Here is a 19,426-nt window from a genome sequence, read left to right as displayed (position 1 = left end):
GGGGCAGAGTCGGGTCGTCCGCCCCCGAGACGGTCTCCGCCCACGGGCGGAGAACCCCTAGGGGCGACTCCGCCCTTGCGCCCAGGGGGTGTTCGTCCCGGCGGATGAGGTGCCGGGGGCGGCCTGGTTCTTAACTGGTTCTTACGGGGGCGACCTGAGGAAAACCGCAGGGCGAGTGTGCGGGGAACCCCAGCGCGCCGGGGGCGGGCGCTCGACAGACTCGAATCAGCGCTGAGTTATGTACGCCACTGACTGAAACATGTGCGCGACTCACTGAAATAGGAGACATACCGTGACTTCGGCTGTGACGATCCCCAGGCACGGGGGTACTGGAGAGAAAACGGCCGTGGCCGCGCGGGCGCGGCAGGTCGTCAAGGCGTACGGGCAGGGGGAGACCCGGGTAATCGCGCTGGACGAGGTCGACGTGGACATCCACCGGGGGCAGTTCACCGCGATCATGGGCCCGTCGGGGTCCGGCAAGTCGACGCTGATGCACTGCCTGGCCGGTCTGGACACGGTGACGAGCGGGCGGATCTTCCTCGACGAGACCGAGATCACCGGTCTGAAGGAGAAGAAGCTGACACAGCTGCGGCGGGACCGGATCGGCTTCATCTTCCAGGCGTTCAACCTGCTGCCGACCCTGGACGCGCTGGAGAACATCACGCTGCCGATGGACATAGCGGGCCGCCGGCCGGACCGGGAGTGGCTGGACCGGGTGGTCTCCACGGTGGGGCTCGCCGGGCGGCTCAAGCACCGGCCGAACCAGCTCTCCGGCGGTCAGCAGCAGCGCGTCGCCGTGGCGCGGGCGCTCGCGGCCCGCCCGGAGATCATCTTCGGTGACGAGCCGACCGGAAACCTCGACTCGCGGGCGGGCGCGGAGGTACTGGGCTTCCTGCGGCAGTCGGTCGACGAGCTGGGGCAGACGATCGTCATGGTCACCCACGACCCGGTGGCCGCCTCGTACGCGGACCGGGTGCTGTATCTCGCGGACGGCCGGCTCGTCGACGAGATGCTCAAGCCCACCGCGGACGCCGTCCTGGACCGGATGAAGGACTTCGACGCCCGGGGGCGTACGTCATGACCGTCCTGAAGACGTCCCTGCGCAACTTCTTCGCGCACAAGGGCCGTATGGCGCTCTCCGCCGTCGCCGTCCTGCTGTCCGTGGCGTTCGTCAGCGGCACGCTGGTGTTCACGGACACCATGAACACCACCTTCGACAAGCTGTTCGCCTCGACCGCCTCCGACGTCACCCTCAGCGCCAAGGCCGCGAGCCCCGACGAGATTCCCGGTGCCGGCCGGCCCGAGGGCTTCCCGGCCTCGCTGGTGGACCGGGTGCGTCGGGCCGAGGGTGTGCGGGAGGCGACGGGCTCGGTGGTCTCGCTGAGCGTCACCGTCGTCGACGCGAAGAACAAGAACCTGGGCCCGACCAGCGGCGCGCCGACCATCGCCGTCAGCTGGAACCAGAACGAGCTGCGATCGGTCGGGCTCACCTCCGGGCGGGTGCCGAGCGGCCCCGGCGACGTGCTGATCGACGGCACGACGGCGGAGAAGCACAAGCTGAAGCTCGGTGACGAGCTGCGCACGATCGCCGCAACCGGCGACTTCCGGGCGCGGATCTCGGGCATCGTCGACTTCAAGGTCACCAACCCGGGCGCGACCGTCGTCTACTTCGACCCGGCCACCGCACAGCGTGAACTCCTCGGCAAGGAGGGTCTGTTCACGCAGATCGCCGCCGAGGCGAAGCCCGGTGTCCCGGACGAGCAGCTGAAGCGGAACATCGCGGCGGCCGTCGGTGACGGGTACAAGCTGCAGACCGCGGCCGAGGCCGCCGACGAGGGCCGCAAGGAGGTCTCCGGGTTCCTCGACGTGATGAAGTACGCGATGCTCGGCTTCGCCGGGGTCGCCTTCCTCGTCGGCATCTTCCTCATCGTCAACACCTTCTCGATGCTGGTCGCCCAGCGCACCCGCGAGATCGGTCTGATGCGGGCCATCGGCGCCGGCCGCAAGCAGGTCAACCGGTCCGTGCTCGTCGAGGCGCTGCTGCTCGGCGTCGTGGGTTCGGCCGCCGGTGTCGGCGCGGGCGTGGGGCTGGCCGTGGGGCTGATGGAACTCATGTCCTCCATGGGGATGAACCTGTCCACGCAGGACCTGACGGTGAAGTGGACCACCCCGGCGGTGGGCCTGGTTCTCGGCATCGTGGTCACCGTCCTCGCCGCGTACATACCGGCGCGGCGGGCCGGCAAGGTCTCCCCGATGGCGGCCCTGCGGGACGCGGGCACCCCCGCCGACGGGCGGACCGGAACGCTCCGCGGGGTGCTGGGGCTGCTGCTGACCGCGGGCGGCGGAGCCGCGCTCTGGGCGGCGACGCAGGCCGACAAGGCCGGTACGGGGTCGCTGTGGCTGGGCGTGGGGATCGTGCTCTCGCTGATCGGCTTCATCGTGGTGGGGCCGCTGCTGGCCGGCGGGGTCGTGCGGGCGATCAGCGTGGTCGTGCTGCGGGCCTTCGGGCCGGTGGGGCGGATGGCCGAGCGCAACGCGCTGCGCAATCCGCGCCGTACCGGAGCGACGGGCGCGGCCCTGATGATCGGCCTGGCGCTGGTGGCCTGTCTGTCCGTGGTCGGCTCCTCGATGGTCGCCTCGGCGACCGACGAGCTGGACCGCTCGGTGGGCGCCGACTTCATCGTCCAGTCCCCGACCGGGCAGCGGGTGGTGCCGCAGGTGCAGGCCGCCCTGGAGAAGGTTCCGGGCCTGGGGCACGTCACCGAGTACAAGACGGTCCCGGCGGTGATCACCGGACCGGACGGGAAGAAGCTCGACAAGCGGGTGGTCGCCGCCGACCCGACCTACGCGCAGGACGTGCGCCGTGAGGTCACCGCGGGACGGCTCGCGGACGCCTACCGCGCGGACTCCCTGTCCGTCGGCAGCCACTACGCGGCCGAGCACGGCGTGAAGGTCGGCGACGTGCTGACCGTGGCCTTCAAGGGCGGGAAGACCGCGAAGCTGAAGGTCGCCGCGATCACCTCGGACTCCGGGAACGTCGACAAGGGCGCGATGTACACGGGCATAGCCACCGCGTCCCGGTATCTGCCGGCCGACCGGCTGCCGCAGAACCTGATCGTGTTCGCGACGGCGCAGGACGGCAAGGAGACCGAGGCGTACACGGCGCTGAAGGCCGCGCTCGCGGAGTATCCGCAGTACAAGGTGAGCAACCAGGCCGACTACAAGAAGGACCTGCAGGACCAGGTCGGCCAGCTGCTGAACATCGTCTACGGGCTGCTCGCCCTGGCGATCATCGTGGCGATCCTCGGCGTGGTGAACACCCTCGCCCTCTCGGTGGTCGAGCGGACCCGGGAGATCGGTCTGATGCGGGCCATCGGGCTCTCCCGCCGCCAGCTGCGCCGCATGATCCGCCTGGAGTCCGTGGTGATCGCCCTCTTCGGCGCGCTGCTCGGGCTCGGGCTGGGCATGGGCTGGGGCACGGCGGCGCAGAAGCTGCTCGCCCTGGAGGGCCTGGGCGTCCTGGAGATCCCGTGGCCGACGATCCTGACGGTGTTCGTCGGCTCGGCGTTCGTGGGCCTGTTCGCGGCGCTGGTCCCGGCCTTCCGGGCCGGCCGGATGAACGTGCTGAACGCCATTGCCAGTGAGTAGCGGGTAGTCCCGTTGCGGCCGGGGCGGGGCCGCTAGGTTGGACTGCGACGGTCCCGGTGGATGTCCTCCATCCCACCGGGACCGTGCGCGGCTGTGGGTATCGGACCCACGTCGTAGTCTGGAACCCCCGGCCCGTGAGACGTGTCGGGCTGTTCGCGTTGCCCGCCCCCGTAGTCCAACCGGGATGGAACCTCCTGATGAGCCTGCACGGTCTGCTCGACGCCGTCGTACGAGACGCGGCCCTCGCCGAAGCGGTGAAGGCCGCCCAGGACGGCAACCGCATGCACGTGGACCTGGTCGGCCCGCCCGCCGCGCGGCCCTTCGCGGTGGCCGCGCTGGCCCGCGAGGCCGCCCGGCCCGTGCTCGCCGTCACCGCCACCGGCCGGGAGGCCGAGGACCTGGCGGCCGCGCTGCGCAGCCTCCTCGACCCGGACACGGTCGTCGACTACCCCTCCTGGGAGACGCTGCCGCACGAGCGGCTCTCGCCCCGCTCCGACACCGTCGGCCGCCGCCTCGCCGTGCTGCGCCGGCTCGCCCACCCCTCGCCCGACGACCCGGCCACCGGAAAGGTGTCCGTGGTCGTCGCCCCCATCCGCTCGGTGCTCCAGCCGCAGGTCAAGGGCCTCGGCGACCTGGAGCCGGTCAGCTTGCGGACCGGGCAGCAGGCGGACCTGAACGAGGTCGTGGAGGGGCTGTCGGCGGCCGCGTACGCACGCGTGGAGCTGGTGGAGAAGCGCGGCGAGTTCGCCGTCCGCGGCGGCATCCTGGACGTCTTCCCGCCCACCGAGGAGCACCCGCTCCGCGTCGAGTTCTGGGGCGACGACGTCGAGGAGATCCGGTACTTCAAGGTCGCCGACCAGCGGTCCCTGGAGGTGGCCGAGCACGGACTGTGGGCCCCGCCCTGCCGCGAGCTGCTGCTCACCGGCGAGGTCCGGCAGCGGGCCGCCGCCCTCGCCGAGCAGCACCCGGAGCTCGGCGAACTGCTCGGCAAGATCGCCGAGGGCATCGCGGTGGAGGGCATGGAGTCCCTCGCCCCGGTCCTCGTCGACGACATGGAGCTGCTGATCGACGTGCTGCCCGCCGGCAGCATGGCCGTGGTCTGCGACCCGGAGCGGGTCCGCACCCGCGCCGCCGACCTGGTGGCCACCTCGCAGGAGTTCCTGCAGGCGTCCTGGGCGGCCACGGCCGGCGGCGGGGAGGCGCCGATCGACGTCGGCGCGGCCTCGCTGTGGGGGATCGCCGACGTACGGGACCGGGCGCGCGAGCTCGGCATGATGTGGTGGTCGGTGTCCCCGTTCGCCGCCGACACGACCGCCGACGACACGGACTCGGACACCCTCAAGCTGGGCATGCACGCCCCGGAGACGTACCGCGGCGACACCGCCCGCGCGCTCGCCGACACCAAGGGCTGGCTGGCCGACGGATGGCGCACCGTGTACGTGACGGAGGCGCACGGCCCGGCGTCCCGTACGGCCGAGGTGCTCGGCGGCGAGGGCATCGCCGCCCGCCTCGACGCCGACCTCGCCGAGATCTCGCCGTCCGTGGTCCACGTGGCCTGCGGGTCCATCGACTACGGCTTCGTCGACCCGGCGCTGAAGCTGGCGGTGCTGACCGAGACGGACCTGTCCGGACAGAAGGCGGCCGGCAAGGACGGCCAGCGGATGCCCGCCAAGCGCCGCAAGACGATCGACCCGCTGACCCTGGAGGTCGGCGACTACATCGTGCACGAGCAGCACGGCGTCGGCCGGTACATCGAGATGGTGCAGCGCACGGTGCAGGGCGCGACCCGCGAGTACCTGCTCGTCGAGTACGCGCCGGCCAAGCGCGGCCAGCCCGGCGACCGGCTGTACATCCCGACCGACCAGCTGGAGCAGGTGACCAAGTACGTCGGCGGCGAGGCCCCCACGCTGCACCGGCTCGGCGGCGCGGACTGGACGAAGACGAAGGCGCGCGCGAAGAAGGCGGTCAAGGAGATCGCCGCCGACCTGATCAAGCTGTACAGCGCGCGGATGGCGGCCCCCGGCCACGCCTTCGGCTCGGACACGCCCTGGCAGCGGGAGCTGGAGGACGCCTTCCCGTACGCGGAGACGCCCGACCAGCTGTCCACCATCGCCGAGGTCAAGGAGGACATGGAGAAGAGCATCCCCATGGACCGCCTGATCTGCGGCGACGTCGGCTACGGCAAGACGGAGATCGCGGTCCGGGCGGCGTTCAAGGCGGTCCAGGACGGCAAGCAGGTCGCCGTCCTCGTGCCGACGACGCTGCTGGTGCAGCAGCACTTCGGCACGTTCACCGAGCGGTACTCGCAGTTCCCCGTCGTCACCCGGGCGCTCAGCCGCTTCCAGTCGGAGACGGAGTCCAAGGCGACGCTGGAGGGTCTGAAGGACGGCGCGGTCGACATCGTCATCGGCACCCACCGGCTGTTCTCCTCCGAGACGAAGTTCAAGGACCTCGGCCTGGTCATCGTCGACGAGGAGCAGCGGTTCGGCGTCGAGCACAAGGAGCAGCTGAAGAAGCTGCGTGCCAACGTGGACGTGCTGACCATGTCCGCCACCCCGATCCCCCGGACGCTCGAGATGGCGGTCACCGGCATCCGCGAGATGTCGACGATCACCACCCCGCCGGAGGAGCGGCACCCGGTGCTGACCTTCGTCGGCCCGTACGAGGAGAAGCAGATCGGCGCGGCGATCCGCCGTGAGCTGCTGCGCGAGGGCCAGGTCTTCTACATCCACAACCGGGTCGAGTCGATCGACCGGGCCGCGGCCCGGCTGCGCGAGATCGTCCCGGAGGCGCGGATCGCGACGGCGCACGGCCAGATGTCCGAGTCGGCGCTGGAGCAGGTCGTCGTCGACTTCTGGGAGAAGAAGTTCGACGTGCTGGTGTCGACGACGATCGTCGAGTCCGGCATCGACATCTCCAACGCCAACACCCTGATCGTGGAGCGCGGCGACAACTTCGGCCTCTCGCAGCTGCACCAGCTGCGCGGCCGCGTCGGCCGCGGCCGCGAGCGCGGCTACGCGTACTTCCTGTACCCGCCGGAGAAGCCGCTGACCGAGACCGCGCACGAACGCCTGGCGACCATCGCCCAGCACACGGAGATGGGCGCGGGCATGTACGTGGCGATGAAGGACCTGGAGATCCGCGGCGCGGGCAACCTGCTCGGCGGCGAGCAGTCGGGTCACATCGCGGGCGTCGGCTTCGACCTGTACGTGCGGATGGTCGGTGAGGCCGTCGCGGACTACCGGGCGTCCCTGGAGGGCGGGGCGGAGGAGGAGCCGCCGCTGGAGGTCAAGATCGAGCTGCCGGTCGACGCGCACGTCCCGCACGACTACGCGCCCGGCGAGCGGCTGCGCCTGCAGGCGTACCGCGCGATCGCCTCGGCGAACTCGGAGGAGGACGTCAAGGCCGTACGCGAGGAGCTGACCGACCGCTACGGCAAGCTGCCCGAGCCGGTCGAGAACCTGCTGCTCGTGGCGGGGCTGCGGATGCTGGCGCGGGCCTGCGGCGTCGGCGAGATCGTGCTCCAGGGCTCGAACATCCGCTTCGCGCCGGTGGAGTTGCGCGAGTCGCAGGAGCTGCGGCTCAAGCGGCTGTACCCGCGGACGGTCATCAAGGCCCCGACGCAGCAGATCCTGGTGCCGCGTCCCACCACCGGCACGATCGGCGGCAAGCCGGTCGTCGGCCGCGAACTGCTCGCGTGGACCGGGGAGTTCCTGACGTCGATCCTGGGCTGACGGCCGAGGCCGGTGGGGGCGGGCGCACACGCGCCCGCCCCCACCGCTGCTCACAGCTCGTCGAGGTCGAGCGCCGCGGCCATCGCGCGGTAGCCGGCGTCGTTCGGGTGGATGTGGTCCTCCGAGTCGTACGCGGGCAGGATCCGGTCGGGGTCCTGCGGGTCGCGGACGACACGGTCGAAGTCGATCACGGCGTCGTACGCGCCCGAGGTGCGGACCCAGGCGTTGAAGGCGTCCCGCTTGGCCTCGTTCACCTTCTTCGCGTCGTCGTAGAAGGAGCCCTTGATCGGGGTGAGCGTCGCGCCGACCACCTTGATGCCCTTGGCGTGCGCCTGCCGGATCAGCGCCCGGTGGCCGGCGATGAGCTGCTCGACCGAGACCTCCGGGGTCGGCTGGCCGGGCGTGTTCCCGCCGCTGCCGCCGAAGTCGTTGATGCCTTCGAGGAGGATGACGGTGCCCACGTTCGGCTCGCTCAGCACGTCCTCGGCGAACCGCTTCACGCCCTTCTCGCCCGCCCAGGACCAGTCGTTGGTGACCTGGTTGCCGGCGATGCCGTGGTTGAGGACGCTGCGCGGCCGGCCGGCGGCGGCGAAGCGCTCGGCCAGCTCGTCGGGGTAGCGGTTGTCGGCGTTCACGGCGGAACCCACGCCGTCGGTGATGGAGTCGCCGAAGGCGACGATGCCGTCCCTGCGGGCGGGCGCGCCACCGGAGACCTCGACGCCGGTGAGGAAGTACCAGGAGTCGTTCGACTCGGTGAACGCCGTCCCGTTCCGGTCGGCGCGGTGGTCGCCGGCCGCGCGGTAGCTGGTGGCGGAGGCGAACTGGTGGAAGGTGGCCGGGCCGGTCGGGCCGGCCAGGTAGAGGGTGACGGTCAGCGACTGCAGCGCGCGGACCTTGAACGGCACGCCGTCGCTGCGGAGCGCGCCGCCGGCCGGGATCGTCGCGGAGCGGCCCTTGCCGAAGGTGAGGTGGCGGACCGTGCCGGCCTTCACCGACGCGCCCTGGTCGGTCAGGGCGACCGTCGCGCCGGTGATCCGCAGCGGGCCGGTGCCGTACCGGTTGGAGAGCTCGATCCGGGCTCTGGTGCCGCCGGTGGTGACCCGGACGACCTGGCGGACGGTGTGGTTCTCGAAGCCCGGCTGCGACCAGTTGGAACCGAAGGGCGCCGCCGGCTGCTGCGGCGAGGTGGCCCAACCGCCACGCCAGGGGCCACCGTTGTGGCCGGCTTCGGTCGCGGTGGCCGCGTGGGGGAGGGCCGCGAGGGTGAGGCCGGCGACGAGGGCAATACCGGTGCGCTGCAAGGTGCTTGAGGTGCTCATGAGTGTCCGCCCGTTCTGACGTTCCGTTGTCGGACGGCTCAAGCGGAGGTGCCCTACGGAAATTCCCCCGGAACGCGGAATCCGTCAGAGACTGGCCGGAAAACGCCGGACGTAGCGCCTCTGCCAGGGCGTCTCGACCGCACCCCGCCGATAGTGCTCGCGCACGTACTGCACGGCCTCGTCGGCCGGGACGCCGTCGAGCACGGCGACGCAGGCCAGAGCCGTCCCCGTACGGCCGCGGCCGCCGCCGCAGGCGAGTTCGACGCGCTCGGTCGCGGACCGGTCCCAGACCTCCGCGAGCGCGGTCCGGGCCGCGGTGTGACTGGCCGGCAGCCAGAAGTCGGACCAGCGGACCCAGAGGGACTCCCACGGCGTCTCCGGCGGCCGCCGGCCCAGCAGATAGACACCGAACTCGGGGACGTCGCCCGGCGGGAGCGGATCGCGCAGCCCACGGCCGCGGACCAGCCGGCCGGAGGGGAGTCGCAGGACACCGGGGGCCGCCGGGTCCCAGGAGTGCTCTCGCGTCGTCATGGCTCCAGCGTACGGAGCGGAGTTCTGCGGCGTACGGCGCAAATCCCTCCAGGGTGCGGCGCAAAGCCCGCCGGTGTACGGCGCGGAGCTCTCCGCCGTACCGCGCACAGCTCCGGCGCCCGTACCGCACAGCTCCGGCCGCGGGGTGCTCGAAGCACTCCGCGGCCGGGGTCGTCGGGGCTGCGCGCGGCAGCCGTGCGTCGCGGGAGATCAGGTCGGCGGCTGCTCCGGCCGGTCCGACATGCCGAGCGAGCCCTCCGCCCTCCGTTGGGCCTGGTCGGCCTGGGAGGTGTACTTGTCGCCGGTCCGCTCGTTGACCTTCTTCTCCGCGGTGTCGGACACCTGGCGGGCCTTGTCCTCGTGCTGCCCGATCAGGCCCTTCAGCTTGTCCATGATCCCCATGCGGGACTCCTTAGGAAGGGGACATACAGCGCAAACGACGCTACCCCCGCCCGCCCCGATGCGCGCGCCGAGCGCTTCGAGTCCCGCCCCCCGCCGGGTTTCCCGCCCGGGTGCCCCGCCTAGGATCCGGGCGTGCGCACCCACCGGAAGCCCCTGACCGCCGCGGCCCTCGCCGCCGCCCTGCTCCTGACCACCGCCTGCACCGGGGACGGTGACGGGCGCGGGGACAGGGACCGGGACTCCGGGCGGGACCGCCCCGGGCGGTCGCAGCAGTCCGAGCGGTCGGAGCACGGCGCCGGCGGCCCCGCCCTCGCCGCCGTCGGCGAACTCGCCGTCAAGGGCCGCGCGCCGAAGAACGGGTACGAGCGCGCCGCCTTCGGCCGCGCCTGGGCCGACGTCGACCGCAACGGCTGCGGGACCCGCGACGACATACTCAAGCGCGACCTCACCGGGGTCGCGTTCAAGGACGGCGACTGCAAGGTCGCCTCCGGCGCCCTCGTCGACGACCCCTACACCGGCCACCGCGTCGCGTTCGTGCGCGGCCGCAGCAAGGTCGACATCGACCATGTGGTCGCGCTCTCCGACGCCTGGCAGAAGGGCGCGCAGAAGTGGGACCGCGGCAAGCGCCTCCGGTTCGCCAACGACCCGCTCAACCTGCTGGCCGTCGACGCCGCGACCAACCGCCGCAAGGGCGACGGCGACACCGCGACCTGGCTGCCGCCGAACAAGGAGTACCGCTGCGCCTATGTCGCCCGGCAGGTCGCGGTGAAGCGGAAGTACGGGCTCTGGGTCACCCGCGGCGAGCAGGACGCCATGCGCCGGGTCCTCGGCCGCTGCCCGGAACAGCGGCTTCCCTAGGGGCGGTCGCGCCGGTGGCCTGCAAAAACGATTGGTCCCGTCCCTGGACGCGTGGCTAGTCTGCGCCGCATGGAACTCACGATCACGACCCTCGCCGAACGCCCCGAACTCGAGGGGCCGATGTGGCAGATGAAGGACCTGTGGCCGGAGTTCATGATGTACGACCCGGTCGGCTGGGCGAACATGGCCCGCATCGTCCGCGAACTGCCCGAGTACGTCCTCGTCGCCACCGACGACGACGGCAAGGTCGTCGCCCGTGCTTTCAGCGTGCCGTTCCGGTTGCACACCGAAGGTCGCGGCGAACTGCCCGACACCGGCTGGGACCAGATGCTGCTCTGGGCCTTCTCCGACCTGCGGCACGGCCACAAGCCCGACACCGTCAGCGCCATCGAGGTCACCGTGGACACCGGCGCGCTCGGCCGGGGCCTGTCCGCCACCATGCTCGGTGCGATGCGGGACAACGCCCGCCGGCTCGGCTACTCCGAGGTCGTCGCCCCGGTCCGCCCCAACGGCAAGCACCTGGAGGCGGCGAGTTCCATCCACGAGTACGCCTTCCGCACCCGCGAGTCCGACGGCCTGCCGCACGACCCCTGGCTGCGGGTCCACGTCCGGGCGGGCGCGGTGATCGAGAAGGTCGCCCCGGCCTCCATGACGATCGCGTCCTCCGTGGAGCGCTGGCGCGAGTGGACCGGGCTCCCGTTCGACGCGGACGGCCCGGTCGAGGTCGAGGGCGCGCTGGTACCGGTGCACTGCGAGGTCTCGCGCGGGTACGCGGTGTACGTGGAGCCCAACGTCTGGGTCCGCCACGCGCTGTAGGCGCGTACGCCCCACGACGCCCCACGACGCCCCACGACGCCCCACGACGCCCCACGACGACATGCGAACGGGCCGGTGAGCCGCCCCCCTCCGGCGGCCCTCCGGCCCGTTCGCCTGTGCGCGATCCGCGGTCTGCGGATCGCCGTTCGCGGTCCGCGTCAGTCCTCCATCTCGATGACGTCCTTCGCGGCGGGCTTCTGCGCGGGAACCGGCTTGTCGTACGAGGAGAGGGAGATCGTCCCCGGCTCCTCGCCCCCCTTGGTGACGATCTTCAGCAGGTGCGGGGCGCCCTCGGTGGCCACGTACAGCGTGGTGCTCTCCTTGCCGTCGCCCTCGGTGAGCCGCAGCGCCTTCCGGCCGTTCACGGTCGTCTCCCCGCCGGCGGTGGCGAAGTTGACGCCCTGCTCGAGCGGGGCGAGCAGCGCGTCCAGATCGCACAGCTCCAGGCTGTCCTTCGCCTCCGGGTCGGAGGCGTCGGTCCTGACCCACTTGCCCTTGAGCTCCTTCAGGACCGCCGCCTGCTGCGCGGCCGACTCGCCCTTGCCCTGTTCCCGCAGGAACGCCTCGTCGAAGCGCAGGTACGCGTCGTCGCCGCTCTTGATGATCTCCGCGGTGCCGATCGCACCGAGGGTCATGGTGCCGGCGCATCTGCCCTGCCGGTCGACGGCCAGATAGGCCTTCGTCGGGCCGTCGGCGGCGGAGGTGACGGCCAGGTCGAGCGTCAGGGACTTCGCCGTCTTGGTGGCGGCTATGGACTTGTTGAGTATCTGAGGCCCGGTCATGCCCTTGAAGGGGCCCGCCTCCTGCTCCGCGAAGGGCCCGCAGGCCGTGCCGCCGAGTGCGACGGCGGTGACCAGGAGGGTGGCGAGGGCGGCGCGGCGGCGGGGGGACGAGTGGCGGCGGCCGAGGGCAGACATGGGTCTCTCCGGGGTGGGACAGGCGCGGTCGGGGGGTGCGCCGGGGTTCGGGGGGAGGGGCGGCCGCCCGGGGGTGGCGGCCAGGGGTGGTGCTCGGTGGTGGTGCTCGGTGGTGCTTGCGAGGAGTGGTGCTCAGGCCGTACCGGGGGTCAGAGCTTCAGCTCCCACTGGGAGGCCTCGTGCTCCAGGCCCGGGCTCACCTCGACGGTGAGGTTCTTCGCGTCGGCGGGGGTGTCGAAGCCGTAGACGACCGTGGCCTTCTTGCCGGGCAGGATCGAGCCGGAGAAGCCGGTGCCGACCTTGTCGTCGAAGATCTGCTCGGCGGTGACGCCGTCCTTTCCGGCGCGGGCGTCCACCGTGACCAGCGCGGCGTCGAACTTCTTCGTGCCGCCGTTCTCGACGACCACGGTGACCTGGTAGCCCTTGTTGCCCTCGGTGTGCCCGACGGCGAACTCGCCCGGCTTGAACGCCTTCGGCTCGGAGACGGTGACCTTCAGCTCGTCGTCGTAGACGGAGCTGTCACCGGCGGCCAGACCTTTCCCCTTGGCGGCACCGCCCTTGCCCTTGTCGGCGCCGGGCGTCTTCGGGGCGGTCTGCTGGAGCTCCTTGTCGATCTCCTTCACCGCGTCGCTGACCGCCGTGAACGTGATGTACGCGCCGACGGCCGAGAGGATCATCGCCACCAGGCCGAGGACCGCACCGGTCGTCGTCACGCCCTTGTTCCCCGCCTCGCCGCGCTTGACCCGGCCGCGGCCGGCGAGGCCCAGGATCAGCGCGATCAGGCCGAGCAGGCCGGCCAGCCAGAACATGAGCGGGATCAGCCCGGACAGCGTGCCGATGATGCCGAGGATCAGCGCGGCGGTGCCGAGGCCGTTGCGCAGGGCGCGCGGGGCGGGGGTCTGCGGCGCGTACTGGTGCGTGTCGTGCGACATGGAAATGCCCTCCTGGACATGGACGTGACGCGATAGGCAACCGGCTGTGCAACCGGCTCCCACGGAGTTCCGTGGAGCGATGAATCAATAAGAGCAGAGGCTGTGAACCGAGTCAACACGGTTCACAGAATTTCGATCAGTCCACAGTGTGAAGTGGTGTCGGAGGTGTTCGTCGGTAAGATCGGGCACACAGCGGACGACACACGAGCGAACGCAGCAGGGCGTGAAGGGAGTCAGCCAGGTGCCGGAGAGCGCAGCAGAGGTGACCGCGGCCGGGATCGCCCGGCTGGCAGGAGTCGGACGGGCCGCCGTGAGCAACTGGCGCCGCCGGCACGCCGACTTCCCCAAGCCCGTCGGCGGCACGGAGACCAGCCCCTCCTTCGCCCTCGCCGACATCGAGTCCTGGCTGCGCGCCCAGGGCAAGCTCGCCGAGGTCCCGCTGCGCGAGCGCGTCTGGCAGCAGATCGCCGGCCACCCCGCCGGCGCCGTCACCGCCCTCGTCCAGTGCGGCAGCGTCCTGCTCCTCGTGCACGAGCGGCCCGCCGCCTGGCCCGCCCTCGCCGCCGTCTCCGACGAGCGGTTCGCCGAGGTCCTGCCCGTCGCCCTCGAAGAGGTCCTCACCGAGCGCTACGGGCTCGAGCGCGCCGTCCGCACCCCCGCCCCCGCCGAACTCGCCGGAGCCGCACCCCTGTTGAGGTCCGTCGCCGACCTCGCCTCCGAGCTCGGCGCGCGCCAGGCCTTCGAGTTCCTGCTCGGCCGTCACCTCGACGCCAACCCGCGCCAGTACACGCTCACCCCGCCCGGCCCGGCCGCCCTGATGGCCGCCCTCGCCACCGGCTCGGGCACCGGTGCGCGCACCGCCGGCACCGTGCTCGACCCCGCCTCCGGCACCGGCACCCTGCTCCGCGCCGTCGACCGCCCCGCCGCCCTGTACGGCCAGGACACCGACCCCGACCTCGCCGCGCTCACCGCGCTCCGCCTCGCCCTCGCCGACGGCGCCGAGATCCGGGTACGCCCAGGCGACAGCCTGCGCGCCGACGCCTTCCCGCAGCTGGCCGCCGACGCCGTGCTCTGCCACCCGCCGTTCAACGAGCGCAACTGGGGCCACGACGAACTCGCCTACGACCCGCGCTGGGAGTACGGCTTCCCCGCCCGCACCGAGTCCGAGCTGGCCTGGGTCCAGCACGCCCTGGCCCGGCTCCGCCCCGGCGGCACCGCCGTCCTGCTCATGCCGCCCGCCGCCGCCTCCCGCCGCTCCGGCCGCCGCATCCGCGCCGACCTGCTGCGCAAGGGCGCGCTGCGGGCCGTCGTCGCCCTGCCCGCCGGCGCGGCCCCGCCGTACGGCATCCCGCTCCACCTGTGGGTCCTGCGCAGGCCCGCGCCCGGCGTCCCCGCCTCCCCGGAACTGCTGCTCGTCGACACCGCCGAACAGGCCGCCGCCCCGGCCGGCGGCGGCGCGGGCGGCGGCCGCGACAAACTCGACTGGCAGGCCGTGCACACCGCCGTCCTCGACGCCTGGCTGCCCTTCGACAAGCACGGCACCGTCGAGGAGACCCCCGGCGCCAGCCGCAGCGTCCCCGTCATCGAACTCCTCGACGACGACGTCGACCTGGCCCCCGCCCGCCATCTGCCGCCCCCCGCGGCCGCCGCCGGCGCGGCCGCGCTCGAGGACGTCCGCGCACGGCTCACCGACACCCTGCGCCGCACCGCCGCCCTCACCCCGCCCGCCGAACGCCTCGCCGCCCCCGCCGGCCCCCCCGCCCGGCTGCCCGTGGTCACCGTCGGCGAACTCGCCCGCACCGGCGCCCTGGAGCTGCGCGCCGGCGGCACCGGCACCGGCTCCGCCCCGGTCCTCACCGACCTCGACGTCCTCACCGGCCAGGCCCCCTCCGGCACCCTGCCCGACGGCCCGGCCGAGGAGCCGGTGGTCGTCGCCGCCGGCGACGTCGTCGTCCCCGTCCTCGGCGGCGGCTCCGTCGCCCGCGTCGTCGACGAGGCCACCGCCGGCGCCGCCCTCGGCCGCAACCTCCAGCTGCTGCGCCCCGATCCGGCCGCCCTCGACCCCTGGTTCCTCGCCGGCTTCCTGCGCGGCACCGCCAACAACCGCCAGGCCAGCAGCTACGCCTCCACCGCGACCCGGCTCGACGTGCGCCGCCTCCAGCTCCCGCGCCTGCCGCTCGCCGAACAACAGCGGTACGGGACACGGTTCCGCACGCTCGCCGAGTTCGAGGACGCGCTGCGCCTCGCGGGCCGCCTCGGCGAGGCCCTCGTCCAGGGCCTGTACGACGGACTGACGGACGGCACGGTGTCTCCGTGACACCGTGATCGGTTCGACAACGGATCCGTACAACCCCGGGGCCGTTGTCCGAGTCGGTGTATACGCTCGTCCTCGGGAATCTCGGGGTATCGACTCGTCTGCCAGGAGCAGGAATGTACGGCCACGGCCATCCGCAGCAGCAGCGTCCCGGGCAGGGGGCGCTGATCGGCCTGCGCGTCCTGTTCGTCGCCATGCCCGTGCTCACGTGCGGCTTCCTGGCGTGGGCGCCACTGCTGCGGCTCGCGATCCTCACGCGCAGGACGCGGGACTGGGTGGTGTTCGGCCTGTCCGTGCTCCTCGACATCACCCTCATCGCAGGTTTGGCGTGGGTGGGGGAGCAGAAGGAGCCCAGCGACCTGTCGGTGGTCCTGTTCCTCATCAACGCGCTGCTGCTGTTCTGCGGCTCCATCTCGTACTACCTGGTGGCCGAGATCCAGCACTTCGCGGCCCCGGCCGGTCCGGCCGCCGTGACCGGTGGCGGTTACGGCTACCCGTCCACGGCGGCCACCGTCCCCTCGCCCGGCTACGCGCAGCCCCGTCCGGTGCCGCAGCCCGCGCCCCCGCAGCCCCAGCCGCCGGTCCAGGCCCCGCAGCCGCCGCAGCGCATCGACCAGGTGCGAGCCGAGCTCGACGAGCTCAGCGATCTCCTCCGCAAGGAAGAGGGGAAGTGAACGGCCGAGTCATCGGCGGGCGTTACGAGCTGGCCGGGCTCATCGGGCAGGGCGGCATGGGCCAGGTCTGGACGGCGTACGACGGACGCCTCGACCGGCGCGTGGCGGTCAAGCTGCTCCGCCCCGACCACATGGCCGACCCCACCGCCGCGAACGAGATCCGCCGCCGGTTCGTCCGCGAGTGCCGGGTCACCGCCCAGGTCGACCACCCCGGCCTGGTCACCGTCCACGACGCGGGCGGCGACGGCGACGACCTGTACCTGGTCATGCAGTACGTCGAGGGCGCCGACCTCGCCGATCACCTCGCCGAGCACGACCCGTACCCCTGGCAGTGGGCCGTCGGCGTGGCTGCGCAGCTGTGCGCCGTGCTCGCCGCCGTGCACGCCGTCCCGATCGTGCACCGCGACCTCAAGCCGCGGAACGTGATGGTGAAGCCGGACGGCACGGTCACCGTCCTCGACCTCGGCGTCGCCTCCGTCCTGGACACCGACACCACCCGCCTCACCCACACCGGCTCGCCCATCGGCAGCCCCGCCTACATGGCGCCCGAGCAGGCCATGGGCGGCGCAGTCGGCCCGGCGACCGACCTGTACGCGCTGGGCGTGCTGATGCACGAACTCCTCAGCGGCAACGTGCCGTTCGCCGGCTCCACCGCGCTCGGTGTCCTCCACCGCCACCTGTACGAGCCGCCGCTGCCGGTCCGGCAGACCCGCCCCGAGGTCCCCGAGCCGCTGGAGGCCCTCGTGCTGCGGCTGCTCGCCAAGGACCCGCGGCACCGGCCGTCCGGCGCCCAGGAGGTGTACGAGCACCTGGTCCCGCTGCTGCCCGCGCGTGGCGTCCCGGCGGGCCCGCTCGACCCGACCCGCCCGTTCCTGCGCCCGCACGCCCCCTGGCCCGACCGGGCCTCCGCCCCGGCGCCCCCGCCCGTACCGCCGACCGCTCCGCCCACCGTCGGCCGGCCCGACGTGGCCGCCGCCGTCGAGGAGGTGAAGCGGCTGCTCGGGGAGGGCGGCATCACGCAGGCCGTCGACATCCTCGGCGGCATCCTGCCCGCCGCCGCGGCCGAGCACGGCGAGCAGTCGCCGGTGGTGCGGATCCTGCGCAAGCAGTACGCGGCGACCCTGATGGACGACGGCCAGTACCGTCGCGCCCTGCCCGAGCTGCGCCGGCTCGCCGACGACCGCGCGGCCGAGTCCGGCCCGGCCGACCCGCAGACGCTGCAGTACCGCTACGACGCGGCCCAGTGCCTGGAGCAGCTCGGCGAGACCGCGGCCGCGCTGGCGGAGTACCGCGCGCTGCTGCCGTACTACGAGCCCACGGCCGCCGGGGACCCGGCGCGCGCCTTCGACATCCGCCACCGCATCGGCCAGCTGCTCCTGGCGATGGGCGACCACGCGGCGGCCCGGCAGCACCTGCAGGCCCTGCTGTACGACGTGGAGCTGAAGTACGGCCCGTACCACCCGCTGGCGGCGGACCTGCGGCGCGCGCTGGACCGGCAGCAGCGGATGGGGCGTTAGACGGCGGATCGTCAGGCGGCGGGGCGTCAGGGGCCGGGCTGTGGGAAGTCGGGCGTCAGGCGGCGCTACTCGCGCTCGGTGTCGACGAAGACCCGCTCCAGCAGGGCGTACAGCGTGGCGCGGTCCTCGTCGCCGAGCCCGTCCAGGCCGTCCTGCGTGGCGTGCATCCTCGCGCGGATCGTGTCGGCGACCCGCTCGCCCTCGGCCGTGAGGACGACGTTCTTGACGCGCCGGTCGGAGGCGCTGGGCTCGCGGCGCACCAGGCCGCGCTTCTCGAGCCGGTCGATGATCCCGGTGACGTTGGACGCGTCGCAGGTCAGGGTCTCGGCGAGGGCGCGCATCGCGGCCGGCCCGCGGCGCAGCACGGTCAGGGCCCGGCCCTGGCTCGCGGTGAGGTTCTCGCTCGCCGCCGCGACGGTGAAGTCGCCGTAGTAGGCGCCGAGCGACACCGAGAGCAGCTCCATGAGCTGGGCCTTGTCGACGCGGGGCGTATCCGTGCGGGGAGCTTCTGTCATGCGTACCACTTTACCCAGTGAAACTTGACTACCTCAAATATCGACCTCTACCGTCTTTCTCATTGCATGAAGTTCTCAAGCGTCGAGATTGTCAAGCAGCAGCTATGAGGAGCGTCCCCGTGACCGTCACCGCCTCCCCCGCCTCCCGCGCGGCCGAGATCCTGTCCCGGCCCCTTGCGCTGAACGGTCTGACCGTTCCGAACCGCATCGCGATGGCGCCGATGACGCGCATGTTCTCCCCCGGCGGCGTTCCCGGTGAGGACGTGCTGTCGTACTACTCCCGCCGTGCCGCCGCCGGTGTGGGCCTGATCGTCACCGAGGGGACCTACGTCGGCCACGACTCGGCCGGACAGAGCGACCGGGTGCCCCGGTTCCACGGCGAGGAGCAGCTCGCGGGGTGGGCGAAGGTCGCTGCGGCCGTGCACGAGGCCGGCGGCACGATCGTGCCGCAGCTGTGGCACATCGGCATGGTGCGCAAGCAGGGCCAGGCGCCCTACGCCGACGCGCCCGCCGTGGGCCCCTCCGGCATCCGCGTCGACGGCACCGAGGGCACCGGCCAGGCGATGACCCGGAGCGACCTCGACGACGTCATCGGCGCCTTCGCCGAGGCCGCCGCGGCCGCCGAGCGCATCGGCTTCGACGGTGTCGAGCTGCACGGCGCCCACGGCTACCTGCTCGACCAGTTCCTGTGGGAGCGGACGAACCGCCGTACCGACGCCTACGGCGGCGACGCCGTGGCCCGGACGAAGTTCGCGGCCGAGATCGTGGCCGCGGTCCGCGCGGTCGTCTCGCCCGACTTCCCGGTGATCTTCCGCTACTCGCAGTGGAAGCAGGAGGCCTACGACGCGCGCCTCGCCGAGACCCCGCAGGAGCTGGAGGCGATCCTGGCCCCGCTCGCCGCGGCCGGCGTCGACGCCTTCCACGCCTCCACCCGACGCTACTGGCTCCCGGAGTTCGACGGCTCGGACCTGAACCTGGCCGGGTGGACCAAGAAGCTCACCGGCAAGCCCACCATCACCGTCGGTTCGGTCGGCCTCGACGGCGACTTCATCCACGCGTTCATGGGCAAGGGCGCCGAGCTCGGCAGCATCGACAACCTCCTCGACCGCCTGGAGCGCGACGAGTTCGACATGGTCGCCGTCGGCCGCGCCCTGCTGCAGGACCCGGAGTGGCGGCCAAGGTCCTGAGCGGCCGGACCGACGAGCTGAAGCCGTACGACGCGGAGGCGCTGAAGACGCTGAGCTAGGGC

General features: G+C 72.5%; 14 protein-coding genes and 1 pseudogene. 9 read left to right on the top strand and 6 right to left on the bottom strand.

The genetic code is table 11. From position 1 onward, the window contains the following. The first annotated feature begins 292 nt into the window (after nt 1–292). The 3 genes from ABZO31_RS13215 (at nt 293) to mfd (ending at nt 7,382) form a co-directional block, all read left to right on the top strand. Complete coding sequence (locus ABZO31_RS13215; RefSeq protein WP_406861367.1) at nt 293–1,081, top strand: ABC transporter ATP-binding protein; 789 nt, start codon at nt 293–295, stop codon at nt 1,079–1,081. Beyond that, nucleotides 1,078–3,648 (top strand): ABC transporter permease, encoded by a 2,571-nt coding sequence (locus ABZO31_RS13210; RefSeq protein WP_406861366.1) that lies wholly within the window; start codon nt 1,078–1,080, stop codon nt 3,646–3,648. Before ABZO31_RS13215 ends, ABZO31_RS13210 begins: the two co-directional genes overlap by 4 nt. Before the next feature lie 197 nt (nt 3,649–3,845). After that, nucleotides 3,846–7,382 carry a transcription-repair coupling factor gene (gene mfd, locus ABZO31_RS13205; RefSeq protein ID WP_406861365.1) on the top strand — a complete coding sequence of 1,179 codons (3,537 nt, stop codon included), beginning with the start codon at nt 3,846–3,848 and terminating at the stop codon, nt 7,380–7,382. 50 nt (nt 7,383–7,432) lie between these two features. Here the strand turns inward: mfd and ABZO31_RS13200 are convergent, their stop codons facing one another. The 3 genes from ABZO31_RS13200 to ABZO31_RS13190 form a co-directional block, all read right to left on the bottom strand. After that, entirely contained in the window at nt 7,433–8,701 is a 1,269-nt protein-coding gene (locus tag ABZO31_RS13200) for an SGNH/GDSL hydrolase family protein (protein WP_406861364.1), read from the bottom strand. Between the two features lie 84 nt (nt 8,702–8,785). Further along, nucleotides 8,786–9,232 (bottom strand): protein-tyrosine phosphatase family protein, encoded by a 447-nt coding sequence (locus tag ABZO31_RS13195; protein ID WP_406861363.1) that lies wholly within the window; start codon nt 9,230–9,232, stop codon nt 8,786–8,788. 210 nt (nt 9,233–9,442) lie between these two features. After that, nucleotides 9,443–9,634, bottom strand: a complete 192-nt coding sequence (locus ABZO31_RS13190; RefSeq protein WP_406861362.1) for an antitoxin — start codon at nt 9,632–9,634, stop codon at nt 9,443–9,445. Between the two features lie 132 nt (nt 9,635–9,766). Between ABZO31_RS13190 and ABZO31_RS13185 the strand changes: the two genes are divergently transcribed. Next, entirely contained in the window at nt 9,767–10,492 is a 726-nt protein-coding gene (locus tag ABZO31_RS13185; protein WP_406861361.1) for an HNH endonuclease family protein, read from the top strand. A gap of 69 nt (nt 10,493–10,561) precedes the next feature. After that, a complete protein-coding gene (locus tag ABZO31_RS13180) occupies nt 10,562–11,308 on the top strand; it encodes an N-acetyltransferase (protein ID WP_406861360.1) in 747 nt (248 codons plus the stop codon). A 158-nt stretch (nt 11,309–11,466) separates the two neighbouring features. On the opposite strand, the gene ABZO31_RS13175 is transcribed toward ABZO31_RS13180, so the two are convergent. Continuing rightward, nucleotides 11,467–12,225, bottom strand: coding sequence for a hypothetical protein (locus ABZO31_RS13175; RefSeq protein WP_406861359.1), 759 nt, complete (start codon nt 12,223–12,225; stop codon nt 11,467–11,469). 149 nt (nt 12,226–12,374) lie between these two features. Then, nucleotides 12,375–13,157, bottom strand: a complete 783-nt coding sequence (locus tag ABZO31_RS13170; RefSeq protein ID WP_406861357.1) for a DUF4352 domain-containing protein — start codon at nt 13,155–13,157, stop codon at nt 12,375–12,377. Nucleotides 13,158–13,398: 241 nt separating this feature from the next. Here ABZO31_RS13170 and ABZO31_RS13165 point away from each other — a divergent pair, with 241 nt between their 5' ends. The 3 genes from ABZO31_RS13165 to ABZO31_RS13155 all read left to right on the top strand — a co-directional run bounded on the left by ABZO31_RS13165 (nt 13,399) and on the right by ABZO31_RS13155 (nt 17,662). After that, a complete protein-coding gene (locus tag ABZO31_RS13165) occupies nt 13,399–15,474 on the top strand; it encodes an N-6 DNA methylase (RefSeq protein WP_406861356.1) in 2,076 nt (691 codons plus the stop codon). Between the two features lie 113 nt (nt 15,475–15,587). Then, nucleotides 15,588–16,145 (top strand): hypothetical protein, encoded by a 558-nt coding sequence (locus ABZO31_RS13160; protein WP_406861354.1) that lies wholly within the window; start codon nt 15,588–15,590, stop codon nt 16,143–16,145. Next, nucleotides 16,142–17,662, top strand: a complete 1,521-nt coding sequence (locus tag ABZO31_RS13155) for a protein kinase domain-containing protein (RefSeq protein WP_406861352.1) — start codon at nt 16,142–16,144, stop codon at nt 17,660–17,662. Before ABZO31_RS13160 ends, ABZO31_RS13155 begins: the two co-directional genes overlap by 4 nt. Before the next feature lie 65 nt (nt 17,663–17,727). On the opposite strand, the gene ABZO31_RS13150 is transcribed toward ABZO31_RS13155, so the two are convergent. After that, nucleotides 17,728–18,126 (bottom strand): MarR family winged helix-turn-helix transcriptional regulator, encoded by a 399-nt coding sequence (locus ABZO31_RS13150; RefSeq protein WP_406865342.1) that lies wholly within the window; start codon nt 18,124–18,126, stop codon nt 17,728–17,730. Between the two features lie 170 nt (nt 18,127–18,296). Here ABZO31_RS13150 and ABZO31_RS13145 point away from each other — a divergent pair. After that, a pseudogene (locus ABZO31_RS13145) lies at nt 18,297–19,423 on the top strand (NADH:flavin oxidoreductase). Nucleotides 19,424–19,426 lie beyond the last annotated feature (3 nt).

It is taken from the genome of Streptomyces solicamelliae (assembly GCF_045348655.1).
GTDB lineage: Bacteria > Actinomycetota > Actinomycetes > Streptomycetales > Streptomycetaceae > Streptomyces > Streptomyces solicamelliae.
The sequence above is the reverse complement of the archived record's forward strand: the minus strand, read 5'-3'. Positions and strand labels throughout refer to the sequence as shown.